17 protein-coding genes are annotated in these 18,973 nt (G+C 36.5%); 7 read left to right on the top strand and 10 right to left on the bottom strand.

What is annotated here, in order from left to right:
- Positions 1 to 39: 39 nt before the first annotated feature.
- On the top strand, positions 40 to 2,514 hold the full coding sequence (locus ACN1CD_RS05165) for a ligase-associated DNA damage response DEXH box helicase (RefSeq protein WP_419129256.1): 2,475 nt from the start codon (positions 40 to 42) through the stop codon (positions 2,512 to 2,514).
- A gap of 158 nt (positions 2,515 to 2,672) precedes the next feature.
- On the top strand, positions 2,673 to 3,311 hold the full coding sequence (gene pdeM, locus ACN1CD_RS05160; RefSeq protein WP_419129255.1) for a ligase-associated DNA damage response endonuclease PdeM: 639 nt from the start codon (positions 2,673 to 2,675) through the stop codon (positions 3,309 to 3,311).
- Here pdeM and trxA read toward each other — a convergent pair whose 3' ends face one another.
- From trxA to ACN1CD_RS05140, 4 genes are all read right to left on the bottom strand, one after another.
- Positions 3,312 to 3,608 (bottom strand): thioredoxin, encoded by a 297-nt coding sequence (trxA, locus tag ACN1CD_RS05155; protein ID WP_419129254.1) that lies wholly within the window; start codon positions 3,606 to 3,608, stop codon positions 3,312 to 3,314.
- A gap of 150 nt (positions 3,609 to 3,758) precedes the next feature.
- Positions 3,759 to 5,111, bottom strand: a complete 1,353-nt coding sequence (locus tag ACN1CD_RS05150; protein WP_419129253.1) for a dihydrolipoamide acetyltransferase family protein — start codon at positions 5,109 to 5,111, stop codon at positions 3,759 to 3,761.
- A 47-nt stretch (positions 5,112 to 5,158) separates the two neighbouring features.
- Positions 5,159 to 6,412, bottom strand: coding sequence for a competence/damage-inducible protein A (locus ACN1CD_RS05145; protein WP_419129252.1), 1,254 nt, complete (start codon positions 6,410 to 6,412; stop codon positions 5,159 to 5,161).
- A 4-nt stretch (positions 6,413 to 6,416) separates the two neighbouring features.
- Entirely contained in the window at positions 6,417 to 8,921 is a 2,505-nt protein-coding gene (locus tag ACN1CD_RS05140) for a putative LPS assembly protein LptD (protein WP_419129251.1), read from the bottom strand.
- A 248-nt stretch (positions 8,922 to 9,169) separates the two neighbouring features.
- Here ACN1CD_RS05140 and ACN1CD_RS05135 point away from each other — a divergent pair, with 248 nt between their 5' ends.
- The 3 genes from ACN1CD_RS05135 (at position 9,170) to ACN1CD_RS05125 (ending at position 11,976) form a co-directional block, all read left to right on the top strand.
- A complete protein-coding gene (locus ACN1CD_RS05135; RefSeq protein WP_419129632.1) occupies positions 9,170 to 10,033 on the top strand; it encodes an N-acetylmuramoyl-L-alanine amidase family protein in 864 nt (287 codons plus the stop codon).
- A gap of 40 nt (positions 10,034 to 10,073) precedes the next feature.
- Positions 10,074 to 10,853: an N-acetylmuramoyl-L-alanine amidase family protein gene (locus tag ACN1CD_RS05130; RefSeq protein WP_419129250.1), complete on the top strand. Its 780-nt coding sequence runs from the start codon at positions 10,074 to 10,076 to the stop codon at positions 10,851 to 10,853.
- Positions 10,854 to 11,022: 169 nt separating this feature from the next.
- Positions 11,023 to 11,976, top strand: a complete 954-nt coding sequence (locus ACN1CD_RS05125) for an MlaD family protein (protein WP_419129249.1) — start codon at positions 11,023 to 11,025, stop codon at positions 11,974 to 11,976.
- A 218-nt stretch (positions 11,977 to 12,194) separates the two neighbouring features.
- Here ACN1CD_RS05125 and ACN1CD_RS05120 read toward each other — a convergent pair whose 3' ends face one another.
- The 5 genes from ACN1CD_RS05120 to ACN1CD_RS05100 all read right to left on the bottom strand — a co-directional run bounded on the left by ACN1CD_RS05120 (position 12,195) and on the right by ACN1CD_RS05100 (position 16,202).
- Positions 12,195 to 13,100 (bottom strand): ribonuclease Z, encoded by a 906-nt coding sequence (locus ACN1CD_RS05120; RefSeq protein WP_419129248.1) that lies wholly within the window; start codon positions 13,098 to 13,100, stop codon positions 12,195 to 12,197.
- Positions 13,101 to 13,167: 67 nt separating this feature from the next.
- Positions 13,168 to 13,545: an STAS domain-containing protein gene (locus ACN1CD_RS05115; RefSeq protein WP_419129247.1), complete on the bottom strand. Its 378-nt coding sequence runs from the start codon at positions 13,543 to 13,545 to the stop codon at positions 13,168 to 13,170.
- Between the two features lie 43 nt (positions 13,546 to 13,588).
- Positions 13,589 to 14,533 (bottom strand): phosphoribosylaminoimidazolesuccinocarboxamide synthase, encoded by a 945-nt coding sequence (locus ACN1CD_RS05110; protein WP_419129246.1) that lies wholly within the window; start codon positions 14,531 to 14,533, stop codon positions 13,589 to 13,591.
- Positions 14,534 to 14,634: 101 nt separating this feature from the next.
- On the bottom strand, positions 14,635 to 14,913 hold the full coding sequence (locus ACN1CD_RS05105; RefSeq protein ID WP_419129245.1) for a hypothetical protein: 279 nt from the start codon (positions 14,911 to 14,913) through the stop codon (positions 14,635 to 14,637).
- Between the two features lie 329 nt (positions 14,914 to 15,242).
- Entirely contained in the window at positions 15,243 to 16,202 is a 960-nt protein-coding gene (locus ACN1CD_RS05100; protein ID WP_419129244.1) for a PhoH family protein, read from the bottom strand.
- A gap of 103 nt (positions 16,203 to 16,305) precedes the next feature.
- On the opposite strand from ACN1CD_RS05100, the gene ACN1CD_RS05095 reads away from it, so the two are divergent.
- Positions 16,306 to 17,085: an SAM-dependent chlorinase/fluorinase gene (locus ACN1CD_RS05095; RefSeq protein WP_320462806.1), complete on the top strand. Its 780-nt coding sequence runs from the start codon at positions 16,306 to 16,308 to the stop codon at positions 17,083 to 17,085.
- Positions 17,086 to 17,300: 215 nt separating this feature from the next.
- Positions 17,301 to 17,816: a hypothetical protein gene (locus ACN1CD_RS05090; protein ID WP_419129243.1), complete on the top strand. Its 516-nt coding sequence runs from the start codon at positions 17,301 to 17,303 to the stop codon at positions 17,814 to 17,816.
- Positions 17,817 to 17,991: 175 nt separating this feature from the next.
- Here ACN1CD_RS05090 and ACN1CD_RS05085 read toward each other — a convergent pair whose 3' ends face one another.
- Positions 17,992 to 18,942 (bottom strand): D-2-hydroxyacid dehydrogenase, encoded by a 951-nt coding sequence (locus ACN1CD_RS05085; protein WP_419129242.1) that lies wholly within the window; start codon positions 18,940 to 18,942, stop codon positions 17,992 to 17,994.
- Between the last annotated feature and the right edge of the window lie 31 nt (positions 18,943 to 18,973).

Here is an 18,973-nt window from a genome sequence, read left to right as displayed (position 1 = left end):
CAATATTAAAATAACTTAAATTAGTTCCTCATATAAAACATGGATCAAACCAAAACCAAAGGTTATAAAAAGATAAAAGCCTGGCTGAAATCGAATAAGCGCAAGCCTTTTCAATTTCAGGAGGATGCCTGGCAGTATTATCTTAATGGTTACAGTGGTTTAGTAAATGCCCCAACTGGTTTTGGCAAAACGTTTTCCTTATTTCTTGCCGTGGTTATTGAGGCATTAAATGCATCCGAAATAAATAACAAAAAAGCAAAAGATCGCTTACAACTCATTTGGATTACACCACTCCGCTCTTTGGCAAAAGATCTGGCAAGAGCCATGAGAGAAACTTTACTCGAACTGGATTTAGACTGGCATGTAGGGGTTAGAAATGGCGATACCTCACAGTCGGAAAAAGTTCAGCAAAAAAAATCGATGCCAGAAATCTTACTGATTACGCCCGAAAGTTTACATCTGCTTTTGGCTCAAAAAGGTTCTTCCATACTATTCAAAAATTTAAAATGTATTGTTGCAGATGAATGGCATGAGCTTTTAGGCAGTAAACGCGGTGTATTGGTTGAGCTTGCCGTATCCCGAATTAAAGGCTTACAAAAATTAGAGAAAAACCAATTTTTAAGGGTTTGGGGAATTTCGGCAACGATTGGGAATATTGAAGAAGCACTCGATGTTTTAGAACCCAACCTGGAAGCAAAACGTATAATCGTTAAAGCAGATTTAGAAAAGAAAATCATTATCAAATCTATAATACCTGATGATATTGAAACCTTGCCTTGGGCTGGTCACCTGGGTTTAAAATTAGCATATAAGTTATTACCCATCATCGAGAAAAGTAAAACGACCTTGATTTTCATTAATACTCGGGGGCAGTCTGAGATGTGGTATCAACACCTTCTAAACCTGGAACCAGAACTCGCGGGTAGAATCGCCATACATCACGGTTCTATTGATTTTGAATTAAGAAACTGGATCGAAGATGCGCTGCATACCGGACAATTAAAGGCTGTGATTGCCACTTCGTCACTAGATTTAGGAGTCGATTTTAAACCTGTTGATACAGTGGTACAAGTAGGATCTCCAAAAGGGGTTGCCAGATTTCTACAACGTGCTGGTCGTTCCGGCCACTCGCCTCATGAGGTTTCCAAAATCTATTTTCTGCCAACACATGCTTTGGAGTTAGTGGAAGCAGCAGCCATTAAAGAAGCTGCAAAATCCAATAATATCGAAAGCCGTGAGCCATTTATAATGGTATTCGATACCCTGGTTCAGTATCTTGTTACACTGGCGATTGGAGATGGATTTGACGATAAAATTATTTTTGAAGAGGTCAGAAACTCCCATGCCTTTAAACTCATTTTGCCGGAAGAATGGTCGTGGGTGATGCAGTTTATCACTTCAGGTGGCGACAGCTTAGGCGCTTATAATGAGTTTAAAAAGGTTACGAAAGATGAAGATGGCCTTTGGAAAGTTAAAAGTAGGCAGCTGGCTATGCGTCATCGTTTACACATCGGCACCATTGTAAGTGATGCCATGCTGAAAGTCAAATTTCTTTCAGGCGGTTACATTGGAATGGTTGAAGAATACTTCATAACCCGTTTAAAAGCTGGCGATAATTTTCGCCTGGCCGGACGGGTATTGGAATTTATACATGTAAAAGACATGACTGTTATCGTAAGAAACAGTAAACAAAAAAATGCCATCTCACCGAGCTGGAATGGTGGCAGATTACCATTATCATCGAATTTAGGTTCTGTTTTAAGAAAGAAATACAATGAAGCATTAGATAAAACCCATCAGGATGAAGAACTTGATTCTGTTTATCCGCTATTCTTATTGCAGGAAAAGCGATCGCATGTGCCACGAAACGATGAATTGCTGATCGAATTAATCAATAATAAAGAAGGTTTTCATCTTTTTGCCTACCCTTTTGAGGGAAGATTGGTTCACGAAGTCTTGGCCGCTCTAGTAGCTTATCGTTTAAGTAAGTTATTGCCGATTAGCTTTTCGATTGCCATGAACGATTACGGCTTTGAACTGTTAAGTGAAACTGAAATACCAATGGATGAATCAATTGCTTATGATGTTTTTTCACCTAAAAACTTAACTGAAGATATTACTTTAAGTATCAATTCAACAGAAATGGCACGAAGAAAGTTCAGAGATATTGCCTGTATTTCTGGTTTAGTTTTTCAAGGTTATCCTGGTAAATACGTAGCCAATAAACACCTCCAGTCATCCGCAGGTTTGTTTTTTAATGTTTTTAGTGATTACGATAAACATAATTTACTTTTGCGCCAGGCCTACGATGAAGTGTTTTACCAACAGTTGGAAGAACCACGATTGGCCGCTGCTTTAGATCGGATTCAGAATGGAGCAATTGTAATTACCAATCCGGAAAGCTTTACCCCACTATCCTTCCCCATTAAGGTAGATAGTTTAAGGGAAAACATGAGCTCGGAAGAATTGGAACAAAGAATTGCCAGAATGAAGGCGGAATCGGAGAAAATATAATAAGTATTTAGTCCTAGCCGGCAATTTTGTATTAAGGTAAGTGAATAGGCCTTGCATCTGCTCTCCCAAAAATTTGTTAGGCCGGTTTAAAGCAGAACGAGGATTTTCTATTCTGGCTTAGCTGGGTGGAATGCAATACTAAAAAAATAAATAAATTAATGACCATAACAAGCCACGGGGAAGAACTGATTTTAGACAAAGAAAGGGCTTTATACTTACCGAAACACCAACTTTTAGCCATTAGTGATTTGCATTTAGGCAAATCGGCGCATTTCCGGCAAGCAGGTGTCCAGGTTCCATCGACCATCGCACAAAGTGATTTACACCGTTTGAGTTTACTCATCGAAAAATATAAGCCAGAGACACTACTGATTAACGGTGATATGTTTCATCATGGTTTAAATACAGATATTGATGATTTTTCTACATGGCAAAAGCAATATCAAAGTTTGAATTTATTATTGGTAAAGGGAAATCACGATCGACTGGCGGCTGCAGATTATGCGGCCATGCATATTGAAATACATGAACCAAGCTTTTGCTTAGGTCCATTTTGTTTTATTCACGATGCCCCTCAAAATACTAAAGAAGAACTTTATCCCATTAGTGGTCATATTCATCCCGGTGTAACCATTGTTGGAAAAGCAAAACAACGCTTAAAATTTCCCTGCTTCTTTTTTGGAAATGAATATGCTGTTTTACCAGCATTTAGTCTCTTTACAGGCTTATGCAACATTTATCCAAAAACTAAAGAGCGGATTTTTGCCGTAACACCAGGAAATGTTTTAGAAGTTTAATTATGAATTTGAATCGATAACCTGTTTTAGCTGTGAAGCCTGTACAACACCGCTCTGTCGCCATAGCTGCTTGCCACTTTTAAATAACATTAAGGTAGGAACACTTTTCACGTTATAGGCAGATGCAACAGCTGGATTTTTATCAATATCAACTTTTATAATGGCAACAGAATCGCCAACCTGTCCTTTTAATTGCTCCAAAATTGGCTTCATCATTTTACATGGCCCACACCATTCAGCAAAAAAATCGATTAAAACCGGTTTATCACCATTAATTAATTCTGAAAATTTAGACATACCTTAAAATTTATTAAAGAACAATGAGTAGTTCAGTTGGTTTGAAGATCTTAGGCAAAACATAAAATGCTCCAATTCCTGTTGACGTGAATTGGAGCATCTATACGAAATATTCAATTCTTAAAAACCTTTAAGAATGAATTTGTTATTTTAAATTTCTCTATTGTAATCCCAAGTCTCCAGATAATCGGCAACCCTGCGCACAAACATCCCTCCTAAAGAACCATCCACAACCCTATGGTCGTAAGACAGGGAAAGAAACATCATGTGGCGAATGGCAATTACATCACCATGTTCTGTTTCTAAAACAGCAGGCTTCTTTTTAATAGCACCCACAGCCAAAATAGCTACTTGTGGTTGGTTAATAATTGGAGTACCCATTACATTTCCAAAAGAACCCACGTTAGTTAATGTGAATGTTCCACCCTGTGTTTCATCGGGTTTTAATTTTGAGTTTCTTGCCCTTAAAGCCAGGTCGTTCACGGCTTTAGTTAAACCAACCAGGTTTAACTGATCCGCATTTCTGATTACCGGTACAATAAGATTCCCGCTCGGTAGCGCAGCAGCCATTCCTATATTAATATCCCGTTTCTTGATGATTTGTGTTCCATTAACAGAAATATTAATCATCGGGAAATCTTTAATTGCCTTTGCTACAGCCTCTATAAAAATAGGTGTAAAAGTAATTTTTTCATTTTCACGCTTTTCGAAGGAATTCTTCACCTTATTACGCCAAAGTACCATATTGGTTACATCGGCCTCAACAAACGAAGTTACGTGAGGAGAAGTCGTTTTACTCATCACCATGTGATCTGCAATGAGTTTTCGCATTCTATCCATTTCAATAATCTCATCACCTCCAGAAACTGAAGTTGTAGATGGTTTACTTGCCCGAGGAGCATCAACCGTACGTGGCACGGCTTTATCCTCTACCGGAGCAGGAGATGAAGTAGGTACAGCTGGCGGGGGAGCTTGAGAACCACTATTTTTATTTGAAATATAATTTAATAAATCATCTTTATTTAAACGGCCATCAGCACCTGAACCTTTAATCGCATCTAATTCTGAAATAGAGATATTTTCCTGAGAAGCAATACTTTTAACCAATGGAGAATAGAAGCGGTCTGAAGCTGAAAAATTAGCTGGAGTAGCTGTATTTTCTACCGGAAGTTGTGCAATACCGGGAATAGGCTCGGGCTTTTCTTCAGGCACAGCAGGAGCACTTACATGTATGCTTTCCTCTGCCTTTGAATCTGTTGTTCCCTGAGTTTCTATAATCGCAATAACATCACCCACCTGGGCAACATCATTTTCTTGAAATAGTTGTTTAACCAATTTACCAGCAACAGGAGATGGTACTTCAGAGTCAACTTTATCGGTTGCAATTTCCAAAATTGTATCATCTAAATCAATCGCATCACCAGGCTGTTTTACCCATTTAATTACCGTTGCTTCGGCAACGCTCTCACCCATTTTTGGTAATAATAATTCGTATTGAGCCATATTAAACTAAAGTATATTATATTGGTATTGCGACAAAAATACAGTTTTTATTCTTTCAACTCGTCTTCTTTAAGTAGATTTAAAAGCATCGTCAAGGCAGATGCAGCAGAACGCTCAATGTTTTGAATACGTTTATTGCTGAATGTAAACACTTTAGCTACCGTTTTATTTTTATTTGATATAGCAATCCAAACTGTACCCACAGGCTTATCATCTGTTCCTCCATCTGGCCCCGCAATACCACTCACTGCAATTGCATAATCTGTTTTGAAATGTTTTATGGCACCTTCTGCCATTTCTTTTACCGTCTCCTCGCTTACGGCACCAAATTTTGTTAGCGTATTTTCTTTAACACCTAAAATAGATTCTTTTAACGAGTAAGCATAAGCCACTGCCCCGCCCCAATAAACTGACGAACAGCCGGGGTGTTGTGTAATCAAATGAGCTATATACCCACCAGTACAGCTTTCTGCCGTAGATAAAGTTACCCCACGATTTTTCATAATATTCAGGATCGCTTTTTCAAAGGGAACATCTTCATCAATAACTACAAACTTTTGAACTTTCGCTATGATCTGCCGCGCATAAAATTCAACTTCAGTATTTAAAGTGGCTTCGTCACTCCCCTTAGCAGATAAACGCAAACACACTTGGCCTAAGTTAGGTAGATAGGCCAGTTTAATATGTTCCGGAAGGTTATCTTCAATTTCTTCAATCTCTTTTGCTAAAAAAGATTCTCCAATATTTACAGTCAGGATAGTTTTATGAATGATGGATGGTAATGTAAATCTCGATTTAATTCTGGGCAAAATCTCGTCATCCATTAAGTACATCATCTCGAATGGAACACCTGGCATGGAAACAAAAATTTTATTATTTTGCTCGAACCACATACATGGCGCCGTTCCATTCTTATTTACAATCACCTCGCAACCATCAGGAACATCAGCCTGCTGAATATTAATATCTATTAAGGGTCTGTTGTATTTTTTAAAGATAGAAGTGACCATCTCCAATGCTCCTGCATCTCTGCGGAAACCCATACCAAAGTATTTTGCCAGGGTCTTTTTAGTGATATCATCTTTTGTTGGACCTAAACCTCCGGTAATTAAAATCAGATCTGCACGTTCTTCAGCTTGCGCAAGAGAAGCCAGGATATGATTTTCATCATCAGAAACTGAAGTAATTTGCTTGACTGATACGCCAATTAAGTTCAGCTGTTTAGCCATCCAGGCAGAATTGGTATCAACGATTTGGCCAATGAGTATTTCATCGCCAATAGTTATTATTTCAGCTAACATAAATTTATTGGTATGTATTGTAGAAACCTTGTCTTTTGCTCAGTTTTAAATCCTGCAAAATCGATGCCTTCACTTTAAGCGTTAATGAGTAACTTTTATAAGCACCATATGGTACCCAGTTTACACTCATATCCCAGCAATGTAAATCCCGGTAAATTCCAATATTCATTGGCGTTAAACCATTATTCTGAAAGTCATACCCTGAATTGAAGGTAACCTTCCATTTCGTAGTAAGGTTTAAATCGCCATTAAAATTCAATGTATTACTGGTTCTACTCACGCCGAGGTCATTACTATATTGAAAGCTATATGAAAATGAGAAATTCCACGGAATATTAAAATCTACAAAAGCGTTTGGATCACGGCTTATCGCAGCTAACTGTTCAGATTGAAGTGGAGAAAGTCCTTTTTGTTTAGCTGTTTCGCTCAGTTTATCATTTGCTTCATTCTTTTTCTTTAAAGCCTCAGGATTTAAGCTATAATCAAAAGAGAAGCCAATCGATGTTAATCTGGCCAACCTGCCTCTTTTTAATAAATAATTATTACTTCTGATCAGCACAGGGCTTCCGTCAGTATTAACCAAGGGTCTACCTGATGCATCTATGGACTGTTCTAAATCGTATGGATCGAATGTTCCATTATAATTAATCCCTAGTTTATCTGTGAATTGCGAACGACCACTAAAATTAAGTAGTGAAAGTTTATTTCGTTCTGCTAAAAAGTTATAATTTCCATTAATACTCAAACCTTGAATAATTGGAATCTTCCGCTCTCCAGTACCCGTTGTGTCTTTACTTGATTTTACCTTCAATTCAACCGTATTTTCTACACCAAACCCAATAGATGCACTTTTACCCGAAAAAGAACCCTGATAAGCCATCCCCTGAAACGTAGAATAAGTAAGGGGTATACCAGTACTGGCATCTATAATCGGGCGACCATTCTGATCAATAACTGCTTCAAACGGGCCTTTTCCGGCTCTGGTAAAATCCGGAGAATAATTGAAGGATACGTTTGGTGTCATTACATGCCGCAAAGCTTTAATGTTTCCAAGGTTTTTGAAAACCTTTAGTCCGTAAATTTTTGTCGACATACTGGTGGATAGATTATAACTCCCCGCCCTTTTGAAACCACTGATGGTATCAGTCCTCGCCGTAAATGTTTCATCCGCGAACCTGGTATAGCGATTACGAATCGATTGGAAATTCCACACCTCATTATAGGTTCCACCAAGTGAAAAGTTCAAATATTTTAATGCCGTGAACGACATATTTATTGGAATGTTATGAGAAAAACCAGATCTCAATCTCTTCAATCCATCATTCTGAAACAATAAACTATCCTTTGTATCAATGGCATTCGTTCCTAATAAAGCATATCCAACCGTAATTTTTTGATACCATTTTTGTTCTCCAACCCTGGTTTTTGAATCAAATGGGCTAAATGTAGGCACGTTGAAAGTAGCCTCCGGTAATCTGATGGAAACATCTCTGGTACTCAACGTTTGATTACTCGTCATAGATAACGAGTAATTCATGTTATTCGAAAACGTTCTGGCATAACTGATACTACTATTTGTGGTATTGTTTGCTATCGCCCTGATATCGTAAGTTTGGTTAGCAGCAGTATTTGTATAATAACTGCTGGAGGTAATGTTTACACTGGCACTAAAAGTAGTTCCGGGATTTGCATTTGCATTTTGAGAATGCGACCACCTGATGCTAAAATCTTTATTGGGGTTTTCGAAGGCTTCCGTTCCTTCCAAGCCATTTTTAACACTGGCATAATTTATTCCAATATTACCAGAATACTTATACCGCTTAATATATTGTGAATTAACACTGGTTTCGTAAGACCCATTGGTGTAAATACTTCCCAGAAGCTTTGCATCCCAATAATCATTCAATCCGAGGTAATAACCACCATTTTGAAGAAAAAATCCCCTTGTAGCATCCTCACCTGGTGATGGCAAAATGATACCAGATGTTCGTTTATTAGGCTTTGGAAAAAATGCGAATGGCAATCCTAACGGCGTTGGGATATCTTCGATGATCATGTAAACCGGACCAGTGATGATCTGTTTTTCTGTTACCACACCTTTAGATATCATTAAACCAAAATGCGGGTGCGGCAAATTACAGGTGCTGTACATTACATTTTTGATGTGAAGTTCATCATCAATCTGCTTTTTACTCTGCCCGCCAGAAAAGAAACCGCCCTCCTGCTCTGAAAATACGCCGAAAACTTTCGCACGGGTAGTTTCAGAATTATAATAAATTGAATCGGCTATTGCAGATCCTTCAGCGCCAGACTTAAAAATTGGCTTACCAACATATTTATTCGTTTTAGGATCTGTTCTACCACTGGCGAAAATCACTTTTTTTTCAGAATCATATCTGATATAATCGGCATCCAATTCGAAATCACCATAAAGTACCCTGGCATTACCATATAAATAGATGATACTCTTGTTTTTACTGTATTTAACGGAATCGGCCTTGTACTCCACTTTTTGGTCCAGACCACTGTTATTTTTGGATTCTTTTTTGGAAGTATCCCTTTTGGAAGTGTCTTGTTGAATGATTTGCTGCAATGAAAAACGTGAAAACGCGTTAGCTTTACTAACACCATGTGTTAATAAAATGACAGAAATTAGTAAAATAGAGCTCTTAAGAAGTTTCAAATTCGTATTTGAATGTTATTTTTGCACGGATGTTTAATCAAAAACGTTCAAAATTAGTGAAAAATATACCATTGATGTATCTTAAAACCATTTTAACCTTTATTATTTGCTTTGCACTTAGCAATACAATTGATAATCAAGCGATTGCACAAGAATATAAAATTAAAACAATTGTTATTGATGCTGGGCACGGCGGAAAAGACGGCGCCACTCACGGCGTATATTCAAAAGAAAAAGATGTTGCTTTAAAAACAGCATTAAATCTAGGAAGAGCACTTCAAGATAGTATCAAAGATATCAGAGTTGTTTATACGAGAGAAACTGACATTTTTATTCCTTTATATGAAAGGATAAATATTGCAAACAATGCGAAGGCCGACCTTTTTATTTCCATCCACTTAAATGACATGCCAGTTCGGGTATCTCGTGTGGTGGATTATTACAAGAAAGTAAAGGGAAGAAGTGTGCCAGTTTACAGAACCATTGCCGCCAAAAGCACTTCAACCAGAGGTACTGAAACGTTTGTATCAGGAACAGGCCGACTTGGAGAACAAGATGAGGTAATTAAACGTGAAAATGCGGCGATGTTTTTGGAGGATAACTATCAGAAAAACTATGAGGGTTTTATCGCCAATACACCTGAAAATGATATTATGTTATCATTGATGAAACAAACTAACCGGGATAGAAGCTTAAAGTTTGCATCATTACTTCAGCAAGAATATGTATCTGCTGGCAGGATTAACCGCGGTGTGCAAGAAAAAAGCCTAGCCGTATTGGCGAGAGCAGCAATGCCAGCTGTTTTAACTGAAATTGGTTTTGTGAGTAATCCAGACGAAGAAGACTATATGAACTCACCCGAAGGCCAGAAAGAGATTGTTGATGGCATTATCAAAGCAATAAAAAATTATAAACGAATAGCAGAAACATCTTTTTAACTGCACATTATTGCAGTCACATCCCACTAACATCCCATAAATGAAGATCAAACTTCTAATCACATCAGTTCTTATTTTAACACTCTTTTCAGGTCAGGTTTTATTTGCGCAAGGATACCAGGTTAAAACCATAGTAATAGATCCCGGACATGGAGGTAGGAAACCTGGTGCTTCCGGAAGTTTTTCTAAGGAGAAAGATATTGCACTTAAGGTTGCATTAAAATTAGGCGCCAAACTTCAGGCGGAAATACCAGGCACGAAAGTAATTTACACCAGAACAAAAGATGTTGATGTTGATCTCTATCGCCGGGCAGAAATTGCTAATAATGCCAATGCCGATTTATTTATTTCCATCCACTGCAATTCCATGCCTCCGGGGAACAAGCATATTAAAGGTGCAGAAACACTGGTTGCGGGTTCTCACAGATTGAAAGAGCAGGATGCCGCCATAAGGGAGAATGCTGATATTAAACTGGAAAAAAATTATAAAAGTAAATATGACGGTTATGACCCGAACAAACCCGGTACGTTTATTTTAATGTCGTTGCTGAAAAACACCTTTCGGGATAAAAGTATTAAATTCGCTAAGCTTGTTCAGAACAGTTATATCAGTAGAGATAATAGAGCAAGCAGGGGTGTTAAAGAACAGGGTGTTTTGGTATTACAACGATGCGGAATGCCAGCCATTTTAACAGAGGTTGGCTTTATATCTAATAAAGAAGAAGAAAAATATATTAATTCGAGTAATGGACAAAGCGAAATTGCCGAATCTATACTTGCCGCCATCAAGCGATACAAAAAAGATGTAGAAGTTGATTAATTTGGCATTATAAATGTTGTTTGGTTTGCGACTGAAAAATTATAACAAATACCAAACAAAATCGTTGGTGCAAACATTATGTAATTATAATACCTTTGCACAATAAAAATGATAGCGCTCTAGCAAATCTTGAGATACGAACAAATTTGCAGCCAATAAATAGAAACACATGAAAATTAAGAACGAAACCAAAGTAGGTATTTTAGCTGCATTTGCCATTGCTTTATTAATTATTGGATATAACTTTTTAAAAGGCAATTCCATATTCTCTAGTGAAACTACACTTTTTGCAAGATATACACGTGTTGATGGTCTGACCGTTTCTAAACCAGTTTTAATTAATGGTTATCAAATTGGTCGCGTTGCGAAGTTACAGTTAGAGCCAAGTGGTACTATTTTGGCTACATTAAGTATCAATAGCAAATATGACATACCTGAGAACAGTATTGCGAAATTAGAAGGAACAGATCTTCTGGGTAGCAAAGCGATTGTAATGTCACTAGGTAATTCGAAAAAGATTGCCGAAGATGGTTATACCTTAAATGCTAACGTAGAAAAAGGTTTAATGGAGCAGGTTCAACCTGTTCAAAAGAAAGCTGAGCTTATCATTGGTAAAATGGATTCTATATTAAGCAGTGTTAACTCCATCTTGAATCCAAACTTCCAGAAAAATGTAGATAAAAGTTTTAACAGTATTGCTGGAACGCTTGCTTCATTAGAAACCACTTCTAAGAAAGTTGATGGTTTAGTAGGTTCTGAAAGTGCCCGTATTGAAGCTATTTTCAAAAACGTAGAAGGCATTACTGCCAATTTAAATAACAATAACAAAAAAATCAGCGATATTTTAACCAATATTAATACAGTAACAGACAAATTTGCAGCTGCTAATTTCAAAGAAACATTAGATAAAGCAAATAGCGCAATTGGTGATTTACAAAGTGTTATTGTTGGAATTAAAGAAGGAAAAGGTAGCTTAGGTCTTTTATTGAATGATGATAAGATGTACAATAACTTAAATAGCGCTTCTAAAAATCTTGATGAATTGATGATCGATTTAAAGGCAAATCCTAAACGTTACGTACACTTCTCTGTATTCGGTGGCGGAAACAAAAAAGATAAATAATAAAATCTTAATATAATTGAAAGCCTTGAAGTTTTACTTTGAGGCTTTTTTGTTGTATGGAATTTGACTACAACCATCTTTTTCTGCCACGGAGACACAAAATACTTCATTCAACCAATCAAGCTAAGGATTTAGAGATTGTTTTTAACAATTAATTTGCACCTAACTCTGTGTTCTCTGCGCTTTACCTTTGCTTGCTTTGCGGTTAAAAACAAAAATTACAATTGAAAAGTTCTGCCTTCAACAGCCAGTTCGGTATTTTCGAATACTGATTGTGCTTCTTCCAAAAGCAGTTGAAGCGTTTTATAACGCGAAGAAAAATGCCCTATTAATAGTTTTTTAATCTCATTATCCCTGGCAATTTCACCTGCTTGTTTTGCAGTGGTGTGATGCGTTTCATTAGCCCGGTCTAAAAGCTCATGCAAAAATGTCGCTTCATGATATAAGGTATCACACCCTTTAATCGTTTCGAAATAACGCTCATCATACATCGTGTCAGAGCAATAGGCATATGTTCTTGGTGCCTCAGCAGGCGTAGTGTAGTCTTCGCTTTTCAAAATTGTTCCGTCAGGTTGCTCTACATCTATTCCTTTTTTCAAAGCAGCATAGTAAGCCATTGGAATTTCATCTGTTTTCTCTTTGATTAATTTGCGCTGTCTCGGTTTTTGCTCAAAAATAAATCCGGTAGTCGGAATCCTGTGATTCAATACGATCGTTTTAACAACCAGATCCTGATTTGCAAAAATTTGTCGCGGTTCGTCTGCTTCAATTGGTGTAAATTCAATTGGGTATCTTAAATGCGTATCCGAATATTTAAACTGAATTTCCAGAATTTCCAGAAGTGGTTTCGGACCAAAAATTTGCATTGGTTTCACACGTCCGTTTAAGTGCAGACTCGATAGCAATCCAATCAAACCAAAATAATGGTCTCCATGTAAATGACTGATAAAAATATGATCTATGCGGGTAGCCTTAAGGTTATATTTGGTAAGCTGTTGCTGCGTTCCTTCTCCACAATCGATGAGATAATATTTTTCATTACAATTCAAAAGCTGAGCAGATGGATTCCTATTAAAAACAGGTGTTGCTGAACTACTTCCAAGAATTGTAACTTCAAATTTCATAATGGTATGATATAAAAAACCTCGTAGATTTCGGAAACTACGAGGCTAAGTGCTATTAAAATGTTGATTATTTATCGCCTCTGAATTCTTTTTCCAACTCATCCATAAAGATGAAATCGGTGCCTTCTTCTAATGTATTAACAAACATTACAGATTGAAATATGTTTGACAATTCTATAATAGGTGCGATTTCATCATTGATCCCGGTTACGATGAACAATCCACCAGCTGATTTACAAAGTCTATCGCCAACCAACAGACAACTCAAATCCTGCGCGTCATTACATTCTTTAATTTGGCTTAGATCTACAATAATATTCTTAAATCCTTCTGCGTTAAGCAAATATAATTCAGATTTTACCCCAGGTGCAATCTCATTCGTAAACCTTGGTTCTTCTAATTTTAAGGTTACGTATTTATCGTGTTTATCTACTGAAAATTTCATTTTTTTAATCTTTAAATACTAAAGTATAAATTTCTTTCAAATGCTAAAGCCTTTCTAAGGCTTTTAAAACATTCGTTTCAATGCGGTTTGATATTGCGTCAGCATCAGCTTTTATGAAAGATTCTCCAACAATTTGCTCGTAAAGCTCAATGTAGCGTTCTGAAATTGAATTTACAATATCAGGTGTCATTTCTGGAACATCTTGTCCGTCTTTACCTTGAAAACCATTTTCGATTAACCACTTTCTCACAAATTCTTTCGATAATTGCTTTTGTGGCTCATCGGCGTTCTGACGTTCCTGATAGCCTTCTGCATAAAAATATCGTGATGAATCTGGTGTATGAATTTCATCAATCAAATAAATAACACCATCAGCTTTGCCAAATTCGTATTTGGTATCTACTAAAATTAATCCACTCTTTGCGGCAATTTCAGTTCCCCTTTGGTATAAATCAAATGTATATTGTTCCAGTTTCTCGTAATCGGTTAGGGAAACTATTCCTTTGGATAAAATATCTTCTCTTGAAATATCTTCATCATGACCAACAGATGCTTTTGTGGTTGGGGTAATAATAGGATGAGGTAATTTATCATTCTCTTTTAAACCCTCGGGTAGTGAAACACCACAAACTGTGCGTTTACCTGCATTATATTCACGCCATGCATGACCGGCAAGATAACCTCTAATCACCATTTCAACCTTAAATGGTTCACAAATACGCCCGATAGTAACCATAGGATCTGGAACATCTAAAACCCAGTTTGGCACAATATCCTGCGTAGCCGATAAAAATTTTGCTGCAATCTGGTTTAACACCTGACCTTTAAATGGAATAGCTTCAGGCAATACAACATCAAACGCAGAAATACGATCTGATACCACCATTACCATAAATTGATCGGCTATAGTATAAACATCGCGAACTTTACCTTTGTAAAAATTACTTTGATTTGGGAAATTAAAATGGGTTTCTTTAAGTGCTTTCATGAGGGGATAAAAATAAGTAAAAAAGTCCGAAGTCGGGAGTCCGAAGTCAAAAGATAAGTTCAATAAAAAAACCTCGTAGTTTGGTCGATACGAGGTTTAAATTATTTCATTTTAATTAAAGCTTGCTGAAATGCTTCTATTGAAATCGAACTGATTGATTCATTTTTAACCTGAATATCAATCTGATCATTAGTTTTAATTAATTGAAGTCTTCCTTTAAAAAGGTGTTCTTTATCAGTCTCTAAAAAAGTAAATAAACTTTTTAATTTTTCTTTACGACAAACCCATTCTTCGCCATTCTTTGAAACGATAAGCCGAATGGAGTGAGGCAATTTTTCAAAGGAAAGCTTTAAATTATTATTTAAGAAAATACTTTCCATAATATCTAGGTTAGATGTAAAATGGATAATGGCTTTGTATAGCGTGAAAAACTTTTCCATCACCCATATTACATTCATAAATTCATGATGATGTTAGATGTAAAATGGATAATGGTTTATATAGCGCGAAAAACTTTTCCATCACCCATCTTACATTCATAAATTCACGATCATGTTAGATGTAAAATGGATAATGGTTTGTATAGCGTGAAAACTTTTCCATCACCCATCTTACATTCATAAATTCACGATCATGTTAGATGTAAAATGGATAATGGTTTGTATAGCGTAGAAAACTTTTCCATCACTCATCTTACATTTTTCAAACATTATTGAATATCACCGTAAGCTTTCAAAATATCTTTAACCAATTTATGCCGAACCACATCTTCTCCGCTTAAATATATAATATCGATTCCTTTAATGTCTTCCAGAATCCTTAGACCATTAAACAAGCCTGACATTTGTTTTTTAGGTAAATCGATTTGAGTAACATCACCAGTTACGATGAACTTAGCCGTTGGACCCATACGCGTTAAAAACATTTTTAACTGCATATCCGTTGCATTTTGTGCTTCATCTAAAATCACAAAACAATTATCTAAAGTACGACCACGCATAAAAGCCAATGGTGCAATTTCGATCGTTCTGTTTTCGATATAGAACTTCAGCTTCTCTGCCGGAATCATATCATCAAGTGCATCATAAAGCGGACGTAAATAAGGATCGATTTTTTCTTTTAAATCGCCTGGTAAAAAACCGAGGTTCTCCCCTGCCTCTACTGCCGGACGAGTTAAAATAATCCTTTTAATTTCTTTATTTTTTAATGCACGAACTGCCAAAGCAACGGCGGTATAAGTTTTACCCGTTCCAGCAGGGCCAATGGCAAAAAGAATATCATTTTTAGCGATACTGCTCACCATTCTGCGCTGATTTGCAGTTCTGGCTTTAACCAAAAGACCATTTGTTCCGAAAACGATCACTTCTCCGCCTCCACCTGTAGGCTGTTCAACATCTTTTTTCACTACACCATTTGCTTTAGCACCCAATATATATTCTACATCATTATTGGTAAGTGAACTGTATTTTTCAAGGTGAGCAACCAGCTGACTGAATTTATCTTCGAAGGCCTTAAGTTCTTGTTCATCACCGAGAACCTTAATCTCACTCCCTCTTGCAACCAGTTTCAACTTCGCAAAAGCACCTTTAATCATTTCGTAATTCTCATTATTTGCTCCCCAGAAGTGAGCAGGATTTACGGTATCCAGAGTTAATTTTAATTCGTTCAAACTGTAGTATTTTAAAAAGTTATCGGGGTATATTAATTAAAATTTGAATATTTGCAGACGCTTAGGCCTCTACACAAGAATAAGCAATAATATTGAATTTTTAATGGGTATAATTACTTTAACAACAGATTTAGGTTCGAAAGATTTTTACCAGAGCGCTCTTAAAGGTAGCCTGTTTAGTCTTATGCCTAATGTTAATTTAGTGGATATTACCCATGAAGTTCCATCATTCAACATCTCCTATGCGGCTTTCGTTTTAAAAAATGCTTATCCTTACTTCCCTAAAAACACCGTACACCTAATTGGGATTGATTCTGTATACAGTGAAAACACTAAATACATTGCGATTAAGCACCGTGATCATTATTTTGTTGGCGCTGATAACGGTATCTTTTCCTTGCTTTTTGACGACGTTCCGGAGGATGTAGTAGAGTTAAACATCATGCAAGACCTCAAATATCTTCACTTTCCCTTAGTTGATATTTTTGTTAAAGCAGCTACACATTTAGCAAAAGGTGGCCGGTTAAAAGACATCGGTTTACCTGTAGCTGAAATTGAGCAGAAGATGCTTCTACACCCTGTTATCGAGCGAGATATCATCCGGGGAAGTGTAGTTTATATTGATACTTTTTGCAATGTGATTACAAATATCACAAAAGATCTTTTTACAAAAATTCAAAAAAACCGCGATTTCACTTTATACTTTAGAAAGAGTGAAACCATCACGCAGTTAAGCTGGCATTATAACGAAGTTCAGGAAGGCGAAAAACTTTGTCTCTTTGGGATTAGTAACCACCTGGAAATTGCTATTAATAAAGGTAAAGCCAGCGGTTTACTTGGCTTGCACCTAGGCGATATCGTGCGGGTTGAATTTCATTCTTAAGGGAGCAAAAAGCTGAAAGATCAAAGCTGAAAGAGCAAAGCTGAAAGACTAAAGTTTAAAGAGTGCCGAGTTGAAAGATAAAGGCCCAAAACGTCAAACGAAAAACGCGTAACATTCCCTTTAACTGCGAAAAGCTAATCTCTTTGCTAACTAATGACAAATGAACCAATGAACCTCTCCTCAAACAACTTCTACTCTTTTTACGTTTATAGATCATGAAAAATTATATCTGTTTGTTCTCTATCCTAATCATTCATTTTCAGACGTTTGCCCAGCAAGATACAACTGCTTATGCCTCACAAAGGATTAAAGTTAATACTTTGCTTACGGAGCGTAGTGAACGTTTTGGCCAATATGATGAAAGTTTAAACCAACGAACCGGAATATTTGGTTGGCAAACTAAAAAAGATATCAAAAATTCTAATGAAATACTTCGCCAGGTGGTGTTGACAGATAATAATATCTTCAAGGAGTTGAAAATATTAATGGAATATAAAGACCTGCAAAACCAACAGAAAGTTGAGGTTGCGGATCATTCTCAAGAACGGATTGAAGGTTATATGCAAACCATCAAGAAGCTTCAAGATCAGAACGAAACACTTCAAAAAGAGGCTAAGTCTGATAGTTACGGCATTTCAACATATATTATCATCATCTTAATTCTGGTGATAATTGGCATGTTCTTTTTCTTTAATAAAAGACTTAAGCGTTATGAAAAAACAAGTGTTTAAAATCTTGGGGAAACTCAACAAAGTAATATTACCAAGTTTATATAAGAAAGATCCCAATAAATTAACTACTTTTCAAAAAGCGATATTGGGTTATCGATATTGGGTGCTTACTAAAACCTTGGATTAGAAATTTAGACCTTATAGGTTTTAAAAACCTATAAGGTCTAAAATGAATTTATTTCTTAAAATGCTCAATAATTAAAGTTGCCAATTCCGTACCAATACGTTCTTGTGCTTCATTAGTTGATGCACCGATGTGTGGAGTTAAAGAAATTTTTGGGTGAGTTAGGATTTCAGCAAGAGGCGTAGGTTCGTTATCAAAAACGTCTAAACCAGCAAAGGCAACTTTACCAGAATTTAAAGCTTCAATTAAAGCTGGCTCATCAATTGTTCCACCACGGGAACAGTTTACAATACCAACATTGTTTTTCATTTTGGCAAATTCCTCAGCTCCTAAAATAGGCTTATCTGCAAATGGTGTATGTAAGCTAAAGAAATCACTTCCAGCAATTACTTCATCTAAAGAAACCGTTTTAATTGGAATACTTACTGATTTTCCACCTTGAAATTCTAATGTAATTTCAGATTCAGAAGGATATAAATCATAAGCCAAAACATTCATTCCTAAACCTAAAGCCACTTTTGCAGTAGCGCGACCGATACGTCCAAAACCGATAATACCTATAGTTTTACCACTTAATTCAGTTCCTTTTGCATATGCTTTTTTAAGGTTATTGAATTGAGTTGCACCTTCAACTGGCATTTTACGGTTAGCATCTTGTAAAAATCTGATTCCCGTAAATAAGTGAGAAAAAACTAACTCAGCTACTGACAAAGAAGATGCAGCAGGTGTATTTACCACAGCAACACCTTGACTACGTGCATATTCAACATCAATATTATCCATACCTACTCCACCTCTACCAATCAACTTGATATTAGGAACGGCATCAATTAATTCTTTTCTAACTTTCGTTGCACTACGAACGGTTATTGCATCATAGTTTTTTAAAGCCTCAGCCAATTGATCCTGAGGAATGGTTTCTGTATCAACCTGAAAACCTGCTTTTTCTAATAATTCTTTTCCGATAGGGTCTATTCCATCGTTTGCTAATATCTTAATCATCGTTATTTATGATTGCACAGATTATCAGGAT

This window comes from Pedobacter sp. N23S346 (assembly GCF_048515415.1).
GTDB lineage: Bacteria > Bacteroidota > Bacteroidia > Sphingobacteriales > Sphingobacteriaceae > Pedobacter.
This window is presented reverse-complemented; position numbering and strand designations above follow the sequence as displayed.